Here is a 14,999-nt window from a genome sequence, read left to right on the forward strand (position 1 = left end):
TATGACAATGCAACCCGATTCTTCCGCGCTGACCGGCCAGCGGCGCCTGACCGGCCTCAGAGCCCGCATCTTCTCGCCGACTGCGTTGCAGAAGCTGCTTGCCTTCGCGAGCCTGATCCTGCTGCTGGTGTTTTTCAGCTTCGCGTCGCCCGCTTTCATGCAGATGGACAACATCCTCGGCATTCTGCAGGCGACGGCGGTCAACGGTGTGCTGGCGATTGCCTCCACGTTCGTCATCATTACCGGCGGCATCGATCTGTCCGTCGGCACGTTGATGACTTTCACCGCGGTCATTTGCGGCGTGTTTCTCACCTACTGGCATTTGCCGATGTGGCTCGGCGTACTTGCCGCGATCGGCACGGGCGCGATTTGCGGCACCATTTCGGGCACGCTCACCGCGAAGATGAAAATACCGCCGTTCATCGCCACGCTTGGCATGATGCTGCTGCTCAAGGGGCTCTCGCTTGTGGTGTCGGCCGACAAGCCGATCTATTTCACCGACACCGAAAACTTCTACATGATCTCGCAGGACTCTTTGATCGGTTATCTGGTGCCGAGCCTGCCGATTCCTAACGCAGTGCTGATTCTGTTCTTTCTCGCAATCGTGAGTTCGATCACGCTCAATCGCACGGCGCTTGGCCGCTACACGTTCGCGCTCGGCAGCAACGAAGAAGCGGTGCGGCTCTCGGGCGTGAACGTCGACAGGTGGAAGATCGCGATTTACGGCCTCGGCGGCGCGATCTGCGGCATTGCGGGCTTGCTGATCGCGTCGCGCCTGAATTCGGCGCAGCCGGCGCTCGGCCAGGGTTACGAGCTCGAAGCGATTGCGGCCGTGGTGATAGGCGGGACCTCGCTTTCCGGCGGCTCGGGCACGATACTCGGCACCATCATCGGCGCATTCATTATGAGCGTGCTGACCAACGGCTTGCGCATCATGTCCGTTGCTCAGGAATGGCAGATCGTGGTGACCGGGCTCATCATCATTCTTGCGGTCTACGCGGACATCTTGCGACGCAGGAAGAGCTGACGCTCGCGACAACATCAACAACGGGAGGCCCCACAAGGCTTCCTGGACGGCTGAAGAAGAAGGGTCCACACCTCAGGAGGAGATATTTCATGTTGAATCGAAAACTATTCGGCGTCGTGGTCGGCGTCGGCGCGCTCGTCGGCGGGGCGAATCTGGCACACGCGGACGAGGTCTACATCCCGCTGATTTCCAAGGGCTTCCAGCATCAGTTCTGGCAGGCGGTCAAAGCGGGCGCCGAACAGGGCGCGAAGGAACATAAGGTCAGGATCACCTTCGAAGGACCGGAGACGGAGGCAATGGTCGACAAGCAGATCGACATGCTGTCGGCCGCGCTCGCGAAAAAACCGCAGGCGCTCGGCATCGCCGCGCTCGACAGCAAGGCGGCCATTCCGCTTTTGCGAAGAGCGCAGGCCGCGAAGATTCCGGTCATTGCGTTCGACTCCGGCGTGGACAGCGACATTCCGCTCACGACCTGCTCGACCGACAATCTCGCCGCAGCTGCTCTCGCCGCCGACAAGATGGCCGAGGCGATCGGAAATGCCGGGGAAGTCGGCGTCATCGTGCACGATCAGACGAGCCGCACGGGCATCGACCGCCGCGACGGTTTCCTCAACCAGATGAAGAGCAAGCATCCGAACGTCAAGATCGTCTCGGTGCAGTACGGGGGCGGGGACCATCTGAAGTCGGCGGAAATCGCCAAGGCGATGATCCAGGCCAATCCGAATCTGAAGGGCATTTTCGGCGCCAACGAGGGTTCGGCGGAAGGCGCCGCGATCGGCGTCAAGGAGTCGGGCAAGAAGCTCGTGCTGATCGGCTACGACTCGGGCAAGGAGCAGAAAGACGACATCAACTCCGGGTTGATGGCCGGCGCAATCACGCAGAACCCGATCGGGATCGGCAAATGCGTCGTGGATTCCGCGGTGAAGGCGCTCAAGGGCGAGAAGCTGCCGAAGAAAGTCGACACCGGCTTTTACTGGTACGACAAGAGCAACATGAACGATCCGAAGATCGCGGCCGTGCTCTACGATTGATTGATCGCCGCTTTACCAACCGCCGTCGAGGAGCGTGCTCACATGACCACGATTACCACGCTGTCCGTCAGGGACATCCGGTTTCCGACTTCGCGTTCACTCGACGGCTCAGATGCGATGAACGCCGCGCCCGATTATTCGGCCACCTACGTCACGCTTGAAACGGACGCGCCGCACGCGCTTACCGGCCACGGGCTGACATTTACGATTGGGCGCGGCAACGAGATCTGCGTGAGGGCGGTGGAGGCGCTGGCTCCGCTCGTCGTCGGTAGAACGCTCGAAGAGATTGCCGCGGACATGGGCGCTTTCTGGCGCGTGCTGACTTCGGACAGCCAGTTGCGCTGGATCGGTCCGGACAAGGGCGCGATCCATCTGGCGACGGCTGCGGTCGTCAACGCGGCGTGGGATCTGTGGGCAAAAGCAGAAGGCAAGCCGGTGTGGAAACTGCTTGTCGACATGAGCCCGGAAGAACTCGTGCGGTGTCTGGACTTCCGCTATGTGACGGACGCGATCACGCCGCAGGAAGCCATCGCGATGCTGCATCGTCACGCGGCCACGAGAAGCGAGCGCGAGAACGAAATGCTCGCGCATGGCTATCCTGCGTACACGACGTCGGCGGGTTGGCTCGGCTATGACGACGATAAGATTCGCCGGCTCGCGCGCGAAGGCGTCGCTCAAGGCTGGACGCATTTCAAGCAGAAGGTCGGCGGCAATCTCGACGAGGACATGCGCCGCGCTCGCATCCTGCGCGAAGAGATCGGCCAGGACCGCAAGCTGATGATGGACGCGAATCAGGTATGGGATGTGGATGAAGCCATCGCGAACATGCGGTATCTCGCGCAATTCGACCCGTGGTGGATCGAAGAGCCCACGAGCCCCGACGACATTCTCGGTCACGCGGCGATCCGCCGGCGGCTTGCGCCAATTGGAGTGGCGACGGGCGAGCATTGCCATAATCGCGTGATGTTCAAGCAGTTGCTGCAGGCGCACGCAATCGATTTTTGTCAGGTGGACAGTTGCCGTTTGGGCGGTCTGAACGAAGTGATCGTCGTGCTGCTGATGGCGGCGAAGTTCGGCGTGCCCGTGTGTCCGCACGCGGGCGGCGTCGGCTTATGCGAGTACGTGCAGCATATTTCGCTGTTCGACTATATCTGCGTGTCGGCGTCGCTCGAAAACCGGGTGCTCGAATATGTGGACCACTTGCATGAGCATTTTGTCGATCCAGTCGTGATCCGCAATGGCCGTTATATGCCGCCGCAGCGACCGGGCTACAGCATCGAAATGCACGCGGCCTCGCTCGACCAGCATGACTTTCCTCACGGTCCCATTTGGCGCCCTTGAGCGCTTGTCTGGTTTGGCCGTGTAAACTTGGCGTTTAGCGTTCCGCATTTTCAGGCGGCGCCAACGCAAAGCCACGACCATGCACCATCTGAAATACCTGAGCGGCTATCCGCCCGCATTGCTGGAGAAAGTCAAAAATCTGATCGCCGACGATCAGCTCGGCGCCTATCTCGCCGCGCGCTATCCGAACACGCACGAAGTGCAGACGGATCGCGCGCTTTACACGTACTGCTCGGAATTGAAGCGCGAGCATCTGCGCAGCGCGGAGCAGATCGACAAAGTCACCTACGACAGCAAGCTCGACGTAGTGCGTCACGCGTTGGGCCTGCACACGAGCATCTCGCGCGTGCAGGGCGGCAAGTTGAAGGCGAAAAAGGAAATCCGCATTGCGTCGTTATTCAAAACGGCGGCGCCGGAGTTTCTGAAAATGATCGTCGTGCACGAACTCGCGCATCTGAAAGAGAGCGATCACAACAAGGCGTTTTACCGTCTGTGCGAGTTTATGCAGCCGGGTTACCACCAGATCGAGTTCGACCTGCGGCTTTACCTGACCCATCGCGAGTCGGCGAAGAGTCAGACTTGATACGTGCCGCGGTGTTTCCTGGCGGAAGCACGCGGCACGTCATCGTCCTTTCAAGCGGCGACCGCTTCAGCCATTTCAACTGCCGACGCCTTGAGCAACACCGGAATCGACTTTGAAGTGGGCGTACCGGCACCGTCCGCGACCGACGACAGCGGCACGAGCGGATTCGTTTCCGGATAGTAAGCGCCGAGGCAACCGCGCGGAATGTCGTATTCGACTAGCAGAAAGCCATCTGCGTGACGCTCGATGCCATCGGCCCACACGCTCGTGATATCCACGCGCTGTCCCGCGGCAAACCCCAGCATCGCGATGTCGTCCTTGTTGGCGAACAGCACGCGCCGCTGTCCATACACGCCGCGATAACGGTCGTCGAGACCGTAGATAGTCGTGTTGTACTGATCGTGCGAACGCGTTGTCATTAACGTCATCAGGCGCTCGCCGTGTTGTTCGCGCGCGCGATGAATCGGCGTGTCGAGCGCGATTGCATGCACGAGAAACTGCGCCTTGCCGGTGGGCGTTTTCCAGATCCGCTCGCGCGAGGCGACGCCCAGATGGAAGCCGCCCGGGCGCTTGAGCCGCTCGTTGTAATCGTGAAAGCCGTCGATCACCTTTTCGATGCCGTCGCGAATCAGCGAGTAATCCGCGGCGTGCGCGAGCCAGTCGACCTTGTCGCTGCCGAGCGTCGCATGCGCCATGCGCGCGACGATCGCAATTTCAGACAGCAGATTCTCCGACGCCGGTTTGTTCATCCCGTACGAGATGTGCACCATGCTCATCGAATCCTCGACGCTCACGCCTTGCGCAACGCCGTTCTGCAAGTCGATCTCGGTGCGGCCGAGCGTCGGCAGAATCAGCGCGTCGCGGCCATGCACGAGGTGGCTGCGGTTGAGCTTCGTCGTGATATGCACGGTCAGATCGCACGACCGCATGGCTTCCCACGTGCGCGGCGTGTCGGGCGTCGCAATCGAAAAGTTGCCGCCAAGGCCGATGAAAACCTTGACCTTGCCATCGAGCATCGCCTGAATCGTATTGACGACGTCGAGCCCATGCTCGCGCGGCGGCTCGAAACGATAGGCCTCGCCGAGCCGGTCGAGAAACGCCTGCGTCGGCTTCTCTTCGATGCCGACGGTGCGGTCGCCCTGCACGTTCGAGTGTCCGCGCACCGGGCACAGGCCCGCGCCGCGCCGGCCGATATTGCCGCGCATCATCATGAGGTTCGACAGTAGCTGTACCGTCGGCACCGAATTCTTGTGCTGCGTGAGGCCCATGCCCCACGTCGAGATCACCGCGCGGCCCTTCACGTAGATGTCGGCGAGCTTCAGAACATCCTCGAACGGCACGCCTGCTTCCGCGACGATGGTCTCCCAGCTTTCCGCGCGCAGATCTTCGGCGAATGCCTCGAAGCCGACCGTATGTTCGGCGATGAACGCGACGTCGAGCACGCGTTCCAGGCCGGAAGCCTGCGCTTCGTCATCCAGTTCGATCACGCGCTTGGCGACGCCCTTGATGAGCGCGAAGTCGCCGCCGACTTTCGGGCGGATGAACACGGAACTGATCTTCGTGCTGCCCATAGTCAGCATTTCCACTGGATGCTGCGGGCTCGCGAAACGCTCGAGCCCGCGTTCTTTCAGCGGATTGATCGACACGATCGTCGCGCCGCGCTTTGCGCACTCGCGCAGTTCGCCGAGCATTCGCGGATGGTTGGTCGCCGGATTCTGGCCGAATATCAGCAGCGTGTCGGCATGTTCGAAGTCGTCGAGCGTCACCGTGCCCTTGCCGATGCCGACGGTGTGCGGCAAGCCGCGGCTCGTCGCTTCGTGGCACATGTTCGAGCAATCGGGGAAATTGTTGGTGCCGTACATCCGGACGAACAACTGGTAGAGGAAGGCCGCTTCGTTGCTCGCGCGGCCCGACGTGTAGAACGCGGCCTGATCCGGATCGTCGAGACGCTTCAAATGGCTTGCAATCAGATCGAACGCTTCGTCCCAGCCGATCGGCACGTAGCGGTCGCGCATCGCGTCATAGACGAGCGGATCGGTCAGGCGGCCGTGCTGCTCCAACTCGAAGTCGGACTGCGTCATCAGTTCGGCGACGGTATGCTCCGCGAAGAACGCGGGCGTGACACGCTTGCTGGTCGCCTCGGCGGCCACCGCTTTTACGCCGTTCTCGCAGAACTCGAACGTGGATGCGTGCTCGCGGTCGGGCCATGCACAGCCGGGGCAGTCGAAGCCGTCCGGCTGATTCTGTTTGAGCAGCGTGCGGTAGTTGCCGCCCGTCACCTTTTCCTTGATCAGGTTGATGGCGACGTATTTGAGCGCGCCCCAGCCCGCTGCCGGATGCTTGTACGGCTCGATGCGAGCTTCGCTACCGGATTCGCTGCGTGTGTCGGATTTTTTCATGATGTTGCCGCGCGTGGTCTTGTCATGGCTTTTCGAGCCGATGTTCCAAGACTACTGTGTTCCAATCGCAGTGCAGCATACAGAAAATCAAAAAGGGAAGGGATACAGTTGCATGCGTTTTGTCATAGACTGGCGTCTCAAACGATCCATTCCCTTGAGCCACGTCCTTGAAACTGTACGAAAAGCTCGCCGATGAAATCACCGAAGCCGTGCGCCGGGGCGTGTTCGCGGCCGGCGAGCGGATTCCGTCGGTGCGGCAGGCGAGCCAGCAGCATGGCGTGAGCATCAAGACGGTGCTGCATGCGTACGCGTTGCTGGAGAGCCGCGGCATTGTCGAAACGCGACCGCAATCGGGGTATTTCGTGCGCGAAGCCGCGCTGCAAGCGTTCAGGCCCGAGACGCGGCTGCCGGGCGGTAAGCCTGCGCCGTTGGTGGCGCCCGTCGCCGCGGAAGTGGACGTTAGCCGCCTCGTTCTGTCGACGCTTCGCAGCATCCGCGCGCACGACGCCGTGCCGTTCGGCTCGCCGTATCCCGATCCATCGCTATTTCCATGGCGGCGCATCAACCAGTACGCGAACGCGATTGCCCGCCGTCAGGCGAGCTGGAACCTGATCGACGATCTGCCGCCCGGCAACCCGGAGCTGATCCGGCAGATCGCCCGGCGCTACGCCGAGAACGGCATGCCGGTCGATCCGGGCGAGATCGTCATCACGCTGGGCGCCACCGAGGCGATCAACTTGAGCCTGCAGGCGGTCGCCAAGCCTGGCGACACAGTGGCCGTCGAATCGCCGACCTACTACGCGATGCTGCACGCGATCGAGCGACTCGGAATGCGCGCGATCGAGGTGGCGACGCATCCCGTCGACGGCATCGACATCGATGCGCTCGCGCAGGTGATCGCGCGACAGAAGATCGCCGCCTGCATGGTGATGCCGAACTTCCAGAATCCGCTCGGTTTCCAGATGCCGGACGCGCGCAAACGGCAACTCGTCGAATTGCTCGCCGCGCATCAGATCCCCGTGATCGAGAACGACGTTTATCAGGAGTTGTATTTCGGCGAGACGCGGCCGTCGACATTGAAAAGCTTCGACACGCAAGGGCTCGTGCTGCATTGCGCGTCGTTTTCGAAAAGCCTCACCGCGTCGTACCGGATAGGCTGGGCGTTGCCGGGGCGTTATCGTGCTCAGGTCGAGAAGCTGAAGTTTCTGAATACGCTCACTACGCCTTCCGTGCCGCAGGTCGCGGTCGCCGACTATCTGCGACAGGACGGTTACGACCGGCATCTGCGGCATGTTCGCAAGGTCTACCGGCAGCAGGCGAGCATCATGACCGCGCTGGTGCGGCGTTTTTTTCCGGCCGGCACCCGTATCTCGACGCCGCAAGGCGGCTACGTTTTGTGGGTGGAGTTGCCCGAGCGTGTCGATTCAATGCGGCTTTATCAGGCGGCGCTCGCGCGCAGCATCACGGTCGGGCCGGGCATGATGTTTTCGACGCGCAACGATTTTCGCCATTTCATCCGGCTCAATTACAGCTACCCGTGGACTGCGCAAAGCGAGGCGGCGTTGAAGACACTCGGCGAACTGGTGACGCAGATGGCGTGAAGCGCTTGCACGAGTCGGTGCAGCAGAGGTCGGCAGATAAAACATCAAGAAGGAGACACGAATGGATGACGATGAAATCGATCCGGTGCTGATAGCCGTGCTGGGGCAGCTTTGGCGCGCGCATCGCGAAAGCTTCGGAGAGGCGAGGCCCGGCCGGGAGAGGGCCAGCGGCGCGTGGTCGCTGGCGAGGCTCTCCAAGCAGGCGAACGTGCCGATGAGCGCGCTTCGGCGGCAGTTGACGGCGCTCGTCGACGGCGGTCTCGTGGAGACGACGTTCAACGAGGAAGGCGCCGGCACCGCGCGTCTGAGCGAGACCGGCCGGGATGTGTGCGCGGAGCTGTTCGGCGAGGGCGGGGCGGCGGGCGATGATGAGGCGCCCGATCCCAACGACACGCAGCCGCCGAGCCTCCACTAGTTGATCGCGGCGACCGCAGCAATATCAGTTTCGTTATACACGGGATAACAGCGAATAATTTTTCCTCTGAAATTGACCTCGGAATATGGCCCCCTATGCTGGAGCCTTGCCCGGAACAACGGGCGCCAGGCGAACCCCTCAATCGATTTCGGAGAATTCATGAAAACAACGCTGGCGCGAGCGCTGCATCGATCATTGCGTATCAAGACCGTCCGAACGGCGCTCGTTGCGGCATGTGCCGCAACCGTCGGCCTCAGCCTCGGCGTTGCTGCAACGGCAGCGTCGGCGGCCACCGCGCAGCCCGTCGGCATTGCCTTCGTCTACCTCGGCAATCCCGGCGACGCCGGCTGGACCTATGCGCACGAACAGGGCGTGAAAGAGGTCGAGGCGAAGTTTGGCGACAAGATCAAGGTGACGCGCATCGAGAACGTGCCGGAGTCCGCGGATTCTGAGCGCGTGTTCCGCGATCTCGCGTCGAAAGGCAACAAGATCGTGGTGGGCTCGAGCTTCGGCTTCCAGGACTTCGAACTGAAGGTCGCCAAGGACTTCCCGGACACGGTGTTCGAACACGCGACCGGCTACAAGAAAGCGGCCAACTTCGCGACGTACGACGTGCGCACATACCAGAGCGCCTATCTCGCCGGGCTCGTCGCCGGTTATACGACGAAGTCGAACACGCTTGGCTTCGTGGGATCGGTGCCGGTGCCGGAAGTCGTGCGCAACATCAACGCGTTCACGATGGGCGCGCGCTCCGTGAACCCGAAGGTGCGCGTCAAAGTGGTGTGGATCAATAGCTGGTTCGATCCCGGCCGCGAGAAGCAGGCCGCCGAAACGCTGATCGGCCAGGGCGCGGACGTCCTCATCCAGAACACGGATTCGACAGCTACCATGCAGACCGCCGAGCAGAAGAAGGTACACGCGTTCGGCTGGGACTCGAACATGAAGAAGTTCGGGCCGAATGCGCAACTGGGCGCGTGCGTGAGCAACTGGGGCGTGTATTACACGTATCTGGTGCAGCAGGTAATGGCGGGCACATGGAACAACGCGCCGGTGTGGTGGGGCCTCAAAGAGAAGGCGATTGACCTCGCCGATATCAACACCGAAGCGGTGTCGCCGACTGCGCAGAAGGCGTTGAGCCAGAAGCGCGACGATATCGTCTCGGGCAAGTTCAACCCGTTCGCCGGGCCGATCGCGGATCAGTCGGGTGCAGTGAAAGTTGCGGCGGGCAAGTCGCTGAGCGACGCGGAGCTGCTGCGTTTGAACTGGTTCGTGCAGGGCGTCGACGGTTCGCTGCCGAAGTAAGGTAGCGCGAGCCGCATTGAACGTCCCGGCTTGCCGACAACAACGACCAGGAGATCGCCCGTGAGTCTGACTGTTCCGAGCGCGGCGGTGAGCCCGACCGCCAGCGCAACCGCCAGTGCCGATGCGGCTTGCTTTCCGCCGCAGGGCTTGACGCCCACACACGAGCAGATCGTGCGGCATCTGAGGCATTCGAGCCGGATCGCCGAGCGGGCGACGTTGCTCGGGCATCATCCGTTCGGCGCGGTGCTGGTCGGCCCGGACCAGGAAACCGTGTTGATGGAGCAGGGCAACGTCGACACGGTGAATCATGCGGAGTCGGTACTCGCTCGCGTGGCGGCGCTCAACTTCACACCAGAGTACTTGTGGAGTTGCACGCTGTACACGTCGGTCGAACCGTGTTGCATGTGCGCGGGCACGATGTATTGGGCGAACATCGGCCGGGTGGTGTTCGGTATGACCGAGAAGCGTCTGCTCGAGGCGACCGGCGATCACGCCGAGAATCCGACAATGAGCGTCGATTGCCGGTACGTCTTCGATCACTGTCAGAAGCGCGTCGAGGTGATCGGCCCGGTCGCCGAAGTCGAGGCCGAGGTGATGGACGTGCAACGCAGGTTCTGGAATAGCCGCTAGCTCGGTTCCAACATCGCGACGCCGCAGAACCAGTCGCCGCCATGCGGCCGGTATTTCCACCGGCTGTCGTTCTGCTTGATGACGCTCGGACACTGCTCGCCGATCGCGATCCCCGGATGCGCGGCCGTGCATTGGCGCATGGCTGTATCGGCGGTAGAAGGCACGGGCACGGACGGCTTGCGCGGGCGGTCCGGCGGCGCGGGCTTGAGCGCATCGGCAGGTTCGGAGGGTTGCGCCAACGCAGGCGGCGCGCTCGTCGGCAGGCTCGCAAGCCATTGCTCAAGCTCGTCGATACGCGTTGCGTACCACGTCCCAAGACACGCAGCGTCGCGGCAATTGGCCTCGCGCCACGCCCATTTGCTGTCGCTGTCTGCGATGAAGGCGCGCCGGTCGGGCGCCCTTCGGCGTGCTTTCCAGTAGAGCTGTCCCAGCGTGTCGTCGAGACGCGACAGCGCCGTGTCGGTGCAGATCATCTTCTCGGTGAACGAACGGCCCTTGTTGCAGTTGAAACTCGCGGCATGCACGGACGAATGCGCGATCAGCAGCGCGGCGATCAGAACGGGGCGGACGATTTTCATGACAATTCACGCGTTGCATGGTTTTTCATGCAACGGATGATCGTCCGATCGCGCGCCATGCGGACGCCGGAAAAACGCAGCACTTCCCTCGAGTGATTACTAGATATTGCCTCGCGCGAGCCCGCCCGACGCCCCCAATAGCGCAATGCACGGCCAATGGAAGCACTGCCGGGGCACATCTTCGCGTTTAGCGGGTATACCCTGATGCGCTGCTTACGCATTCTTGCCGATGTTGGGTTGGGGGGCGCATATATGAACCGCGAAGCGACATCACGCATGGAGGTAGGAGCAACGCCCGAGGCTAGCCGCTACCGGCCGGATCTGGCCGAAGAGGTGTTGGCGTCGGAGCGCAGCGTGTTGCGGCTGATCACGCGCAATACGCCGTTGCCGGAATTGCTGGAAGAAGTCTGTCACCGCGCGGAAGCGCTGCTGGGCGGGGGCGCGGCGTGCTCGATCCTGCTGCTCGACGACGACGGCGTCCACGTGAAGATGGGCGCCGCGCCGTCGCTGCCGGCGGAGTTCAGCACGGCGATCGACGGTGCGCCGATCGGTCCGAGCGCGGGCTCCTGCGGCACGGCGATGCACGAGCGGCGGCTGGTGGTGGTCGAGGACATCGAGACGGATCCGCTGTGGGCGGATTTCCGTGCGCTAGCGTTGCCGCACGGCTTGCGCGCGTGCTGGTCGGTGCCGTTCCTGAACGACGCCGGCGCGGTGCTGGGCGCGTTCGCCGTCTATCATCGCGCGCCGCGCCGGCCTACCGCGCAGGAAGAGACGATGCTGCGCGATATCAGCCGCAGCGTCGGGCTCGCCGTGCATCAGGACGCAATGGCGCAGCGGCTTGCGAACAGCGAGGAGCATCATCGGCTCGTCGTCGATCATCTGATCGAGGGCATTGTCGTGCAGTCGCGCGCGGGCGTCGTGCTGGCCTGCAATCCGAGCGCGCAGCGCATGTTGCGCACCGGGCCGCAGATTGTCGGACGCAGCATCCGCACGGTGATGGTGCGCGGCTTTCACGAGGACGGCTCGCCCGTGGCCGACCATGAGCGGCCCGTCGCCCAGGTGCTCGCGAGCGGCAAGCCGATGCTCGGCATCACACTGGCGATCGAACTGGTGAACGGCGAAGTGATCTGGATCACCGAGAACGTGGTGCCCATTCTGAAGCCCGGCGAGAGCAAGCCCGACTCCGTGCTGATCTCGTTTACCGACATCGGCCCGGTGCGCGAGGCGCAGCGCCAGTTGAAATTCCTCGCAACGCGCGATTCCCTCACCGGGCTCTATAACCGGGCCTATCTGACGGAGCGCATGAACAGCCTGTTCGCGCCCGGCAACCCCAACTGCAGCGGCGAGTTCACGAGCGTCGCCGTGCTGTTCGTCGATCTCGACGGCTTCAAGAAAGTCAACGACACGGCTGGTCACGAGGCCGGCGACGCATTGCTGAAAAGCGTCGCCGAGCGGCTCGCCGGCTGCGTCGGCCCGGACGATACGCTCGCGCGGGTGGGCGGCGACGAGTTCGTGATCGTGGTGAGCGCCTGCGAACGCAACGAGGAGATAGTCGGGCTGGCGCGTCAGATCCTCAGCGAAATCGCGGTGCCTTTCGCGGTGGCGGACAACGAGTACTACCTGGGCGCGTCGATCGGTATCAGCCGCTTTCCCGAAGACGGCCAGGACGCGCCGACGCTGATGCGCAACGCCGACTCGGCGATGTATCACGCGAAGCAGCGCGGGCGCAACAACTTCCAGTTCTTCACTGCGGAGCTCAATCAGCAACTGCAGCGCCGCTTCGTGATCGAGCAGTCGCTGCGCCGCGCGCTCGCCGCCCACGAGCTAAGTCTCGTGTATCAGCCGATCGTCGATAGTCACGCCGGCCGGACCATCGGCGCCGAGGCACTGCTGCGCTGGTATAACAGCGAGCTCGGCAATGTCTCGCCGGCGGAATTCATCCCGGTCGCGGAAGACGCGGGACTCATCGTCGAGATCGGCGACTGGGTGCTCGCCCGTGCCTGCGAGCAGGCGGCGCAGTGGCGGCGCACGCTCGCGCCGGATCTGATCGTTGCGGTGAATCTGTCGCCGCGCCAGTTCAACGACGGTCTGGTCGAGCGGATCAGGCGCTGTCTGGACCATTCCGGGCTCGAGCCGGCGGCGCTCGAACTGGAAATCACCGAGCGGCTTCTGATGAGCGACAGCGACACCGTGCTGCCCATGCTGCTCGCATTGAGCGCAACGGGCGTGCGTATTTCCGTCGACGACTTCGGCACCGGTTATTCGTCGCTGTCGTATCTGAAGCGCTTTCCGCTGCATAACCTGAAGATCGACCGGTCGTTCGTGGCGGGCTTGCCGGATCATCGCGATTCCATTGCGATCACGCAGGCCGTGGTGGCGATGGCGCATTCGCTCGGCATGAACGTCACCGCGGAAGGCGTGGAGACGCCGGAACAGGCCGCATTCCTCCGTTCGATCGATTGCGACAAACAGCAGGGCTATCTGTACAGCCGGCCCGTGGGAGCGAGCGCATATGCGCGCGCGCTGGCGGATGCCTATGCGGCGACCTGACCCGCGCGCCGCGTTGGCGTATGTCGAGTGGGCTCTCCATCCGCCCGGACTGGCAGCGTGACATAACCGCGCCGGAGACTGGGCGTAAGATGCAACGACCTGCATCTGAGCCCCAGGAGACTTGCGATGGCACAGCACTTCGACGCGGTTGTGATCGGCACGGGACAGGGCGGCGCGCCGCTCGCCGTGCGTCTTGGCAAGAGCGGCCGCCGCACGGCGGTCATTGAGCGCGCGGCGTTCGGCGGGACCTGCGTGAACGTCGGCTGCACGCCGACCAAGGCGTATGTGGCGAGCGCCCGCGCGGCGCATGTGGCACGCCATGCGGCGAGGCTCGGCGTGCACATTGGCGGCGCGGTCGGCGTGGATCTGGCGGCGGTGAAGGCGCGCAAGGACAAGATCGTCGGCCGGTCGCACGACGGTGTGGAGGCCTGGCTGCGGGGCACCGAGAACGTCACGGTGTTCAACGGCCATGCGCGCTTCACCGGGCCGCACACGCTTGCTGTCAGCGGGCCGGACGGGGGCGTGCTGCACGAACTGAGCGCGGACGAGATTTTCCTCAATACGGGCACGCGCGCCGTGGTGCCGCCGCTGGAAGGCATCGAGCGAACCCGCTATTACACCAACTCGACTCTGCTGGAGATAACCGAGTTGCCGAGCCGGCTCGTGATCGTCGGTGGCAGTTATATCGCGCTCGAATTCGCACAGGTGTTTCGCCGCTTCGGCAGCGAAGTGACCGTGCTGGTACGCGGCGATCGCGTGCTCACGCGCGAAGACGCCGACTTCGCGGAGTCAGTGCAAAGCGTGCTCGCCCGCGAGGGCGTGGAGTTCCGTTTCGGTGTGCAGCCTTCGCGCGTCGAGCCGCATCCGCATCGTGAGAACGAAGTGTGTATCGGCTTCGAGCAGAATGTTCCGGCGCTCGAGGCGTCGCATCTGCTGTTCGCAACCGGCCGCAAACCGAATACCGACGATCTCGGCCTCGCCGCGGCCGGCATCGAAACAGACCGGCATGGCACGATTCCCGTGGACGGCCAGTTGCGCACCAACGTGCCGGGCGTGTGGGCGATCGGCGACATCAACGGACGAGGCGCGTTCACGCATACGTCCTACGACGATTACCACATCGTCGTGGCCAATCTGCTCGATGGCGGCACGCGCACCGTCGACAAGCGGATCATGGCGTACGCGGTATTCGTGGATCCGCCGCTCGCGCGCGTCGGCCTCTCCGAAGACGACGTGCGAAAGAGCGGCCGCGAAGCGTTGATCGCGACCATGCCAATGTCGCGCGTGGGCCGCGCGAGCGAACGCGGGGAGACCGACGGTTTCATGAAGGTGCTTGCCGACCCCCACACCAGGCAGATTCTCGGAGCGACGATCCACGGTATAGAAGGCGACGAGGCGATTCATACCTTCATCGACATCATGACGGCGGGCGCGCCGTATCCCACCTTGCAATACGCGATGCACATTCACCCGACCATCAGCGAACTGGTGCCGACCTTGCTCGACGGTCTGAAGCCGATGAAGTAAGCCGATGAACTAAGC

General features: G+C 63.0%; 12 protein-coding genes. 10 read left to right on the top strand and 2 right to left on the bottom strand.

From position 1 onward, the window contains the following. Nucleotide 1: 1 nt before the first annotated feature. From JMY24_RS03580 to JMY24_RS03595, 4 genes are all read left to right on the top strand, one after another. On the top strand, nt 2-1,027 hold the full coding sequence (locus tag JMY24_RS03580; protein WP_027775470.1) for an ABC transporter permease: 1,026 nt from the start codon (nt 2-4) through the stop codon (nt 1,025-1,027). An 89-nt stretch (nt 1,028-1,116) separates the two neighbouring features. After that, nucleotides 1,117-2,058 carry an ABC transporter substrate-binding protein gene (locus JMY24_RS03585; protein WP_201701394.1) on the top strand — a complete coding sequence of 314 codons (942 nt, stop codon included), beginning with the start codon at nt 1,117-1,119 and terminating at the stop codon, nt 2,056-2,058. Between the two features lie 42 nt (nt 2,059-2,100). Beyond that, on the top strand, nt 2,101-3,399 hold the full coding sequence (locus JMY24_RS03590) for an L-fuconate dehydratase (protein WP_128595433.1): 1,299 nt from the start codon (nt 2,101-2,103) through the stop codon (nt 3,397-3,399). Nucleotides 3,400-3,478: 79 nt separating this feature from the next. Further along, nucleotides 3,479-3,982: a M48 metallopeptidase family protein gene (locus tag JMY24_RS03595; RefSeq protein ID WP_128595432.1), complete on the top strand. Its 504-nt coding sequence runs from the start codon at nt 3,479-3,481 to the stop codon at nt 3,980-3,982. Nucleotides 3,983-4,032: 50 nt separating this feature from the next. Here the strand turns inward: JMY24_RS03595 and JMY24_RS03600 are convergent, their stop codons facing one another. Further along, nucleotides 4,033-6,381, bottom strand: coding sequence for an FdhF/YdeP family oxidoreductase (locus tag JMY24_RS03600; RefSeq protein WP_128595431.1), 2,349 nt, complete (start codon nt 6,379-6,381; stop codon nt 4,033-4,035). Between the two features lie 167 nt (nt 6,382-6,548). On the opposite strand from JMY24_RS03600, the gene JMY24_RS03605 reads away from it, so the two are divergent. From JMY24_RS03605 to JMY24_RS03620, 4 genes are all read left to right on the top strand, one after another. Beyond that, nucleotides 6,549-7,982, top strand: a complete 1,434-nt coding sequence (locus JMY24_RS03605; RefSeq protein ID WP_201701395.1) for an aminotransferase-like domain-containing protein — start codon at nt 6,549-6,551, stop codon at nt 7,980-7,982. A 61-nt stretch (nt 7,983-8,043) separates the two neighbouring features. Continuing rightward, nucleotides 8,044-8,397 carry a helix-turn-helix domain-containing protein gene (locus tag JMY24_RS03610; RefSeq protein WP_128595430.1) on the top strand — a complete coding sequence of 118 codons (354 nt, stop codon included), beginning with the start codon at nt 8,044-8,046 and terminating at the stop codon, nt 8,395-8,397. 159 nt (nt 8,398-8,556) lie between these two features. Then, a complete protein-coding gene (locus JMY24_RS03615; RefSeq protein WP_128595429.1) occupies nt 8,557-9,699 on the top strand; it encodes a BMP family ABC transporter substrate-binding protein in 1,143 nt (380 codons plus the stop codon). Between the two features lie 87 nt (nt 9,700-9,786). Next, nucleotides 9,787-10,329 carry a nucleoside deaminase gene (locus JMY24_RS03620; RefSeq protein ID WP_128595443.1) on the top strand — a complete coding sequence of 181 codons (543 nt, stop codon included), beginning with the start codon at nt 9,787-9,789 and terminating at the stop codon, nt 10,327-10,329. Here JMY24_RS03620 and JMY24_RS03625 read toward each other — a convergent pair. Beyond that, nucleotides 10,326-10,907, bottom strand: coding sequence for a lysozyme inhibitor LprI family protein (locus tag JMY24_RS03625; protein WP_128595428.1), 582 nt, complete (start codon nt 10,905-10,907; stop codon nt 10,326-10,328). The genes JMY24_RS03620 and JMY24_RS03625 overlap by 4 nt on opposite strands. A gap of 252 nt (nt 10,908-11,159) precedes the next feature. On the opposite strand from JMY24_RS03625, the gene JMY24_RS03630 reads away from it, so the two are divergent. Then, on the top strand, nt 11,160-13,457 hold the full coding sequence (locus JMY24_RS03630; protein ID WP_201701396.1) for an EAL domain-containing protein: 2,298 nt from the start codon (nt 11,160-11,162) through the stop codon (nt 13,455-13,457). A gap of 126 nt (nt 13,458-13,583) precedes the next feature. After that, nucleotides 13,584-14,984: an FAD-containing oxidoreductase gene (locus JMY24_RS03635; RefSeq protein ID WP_201701397.1), complete on the top strand. Its 1,401-nt coding sequence runs from the start codon at nt 13,584-13,586 to the stop codon at nt 14,982-14,984. Nucleotides 14,985-14,999 lie beyond the last annotated feature (15 nt).

It is taken from the genome of Paraburkholderia kirstenboschensis (assembly GCF_904848585.1).
Classification (GTDB): Bacteria; Pseudomonadota; Gammaproteobacteria; order Burkholderiales; family Burkholderiaceae; genus Paraburkholderia; species Paraburkholderia kirstenboschensis.

Coding starts and splice junctions, on each gene's coding strand:
- JMY24_RS03580 (WP_027775470.1), top strand. CDS start 2: ATGACAATGCAACCCGATTCTTCCGCGCTGACCGGCCAGCGGCGCCTG.
- JMY24_RS03585 (WP_201701394.1), top strand. CDS start 1,117: ATGTTGAATCGAAAACTATTCGGCGTCGTGGTCGGCGTCGGCGCGCTC.
- JMY24_RS03590 (WP_128595433.1), top strand. CDS start 2,101: ATGACCACGATTACCACGCTGTCCGTCAGGGACATCCGGTTTCCGACT.
- JMY24_RS03595 (WP_128595432.1), top strand. CDS start 3,479: ATGCACCATCTGAAATACCTGAGCGGCTATCCGCCCGCATTGCTGGAG.
- JMY24_RS03600 (WP_128595431.1), bottom strand. CDS start 6,381: ATGAAAAAATCCGACACACGCAGCGAATCCGGTAGCGAAGCTCGCATC.
- JMY24_RS03610 (WP_128595430.1), top strand. CDS start 8,044: ATGGATGACGATGAAATCGATCCGGTGCTGATAGCCGTGCTGGGGCAG.
- JMY24_RS03615 (WP_128595429.1), top strand. CDS start 8,557: ATGAAAACAACGCTGGCGCGAGCGCTGCATCGATCATTGCGTATCAAG.
- JMY24_RS03625 (WP_128595428.1), bottom strand. CDS start 10,907: ATGAAAATCGTCCGCCCCGTTCTGATCGCCGCGCTGCTGATCGCGCAT.
- JMY24_RS03630 (WP_201701396.1), top strand. CDS start 11,160: ATGAACCGCGAAGCGACATCACGCATGGAGGTAGGAGCAACGCCCGAG.
- JMY24_RS03635 (WP_201701397.1), top strand. CDS start 13,584: ATGGCACAGCACTTCGACGCGGTTGTGATCGGCACGGGACAGGGCGGC.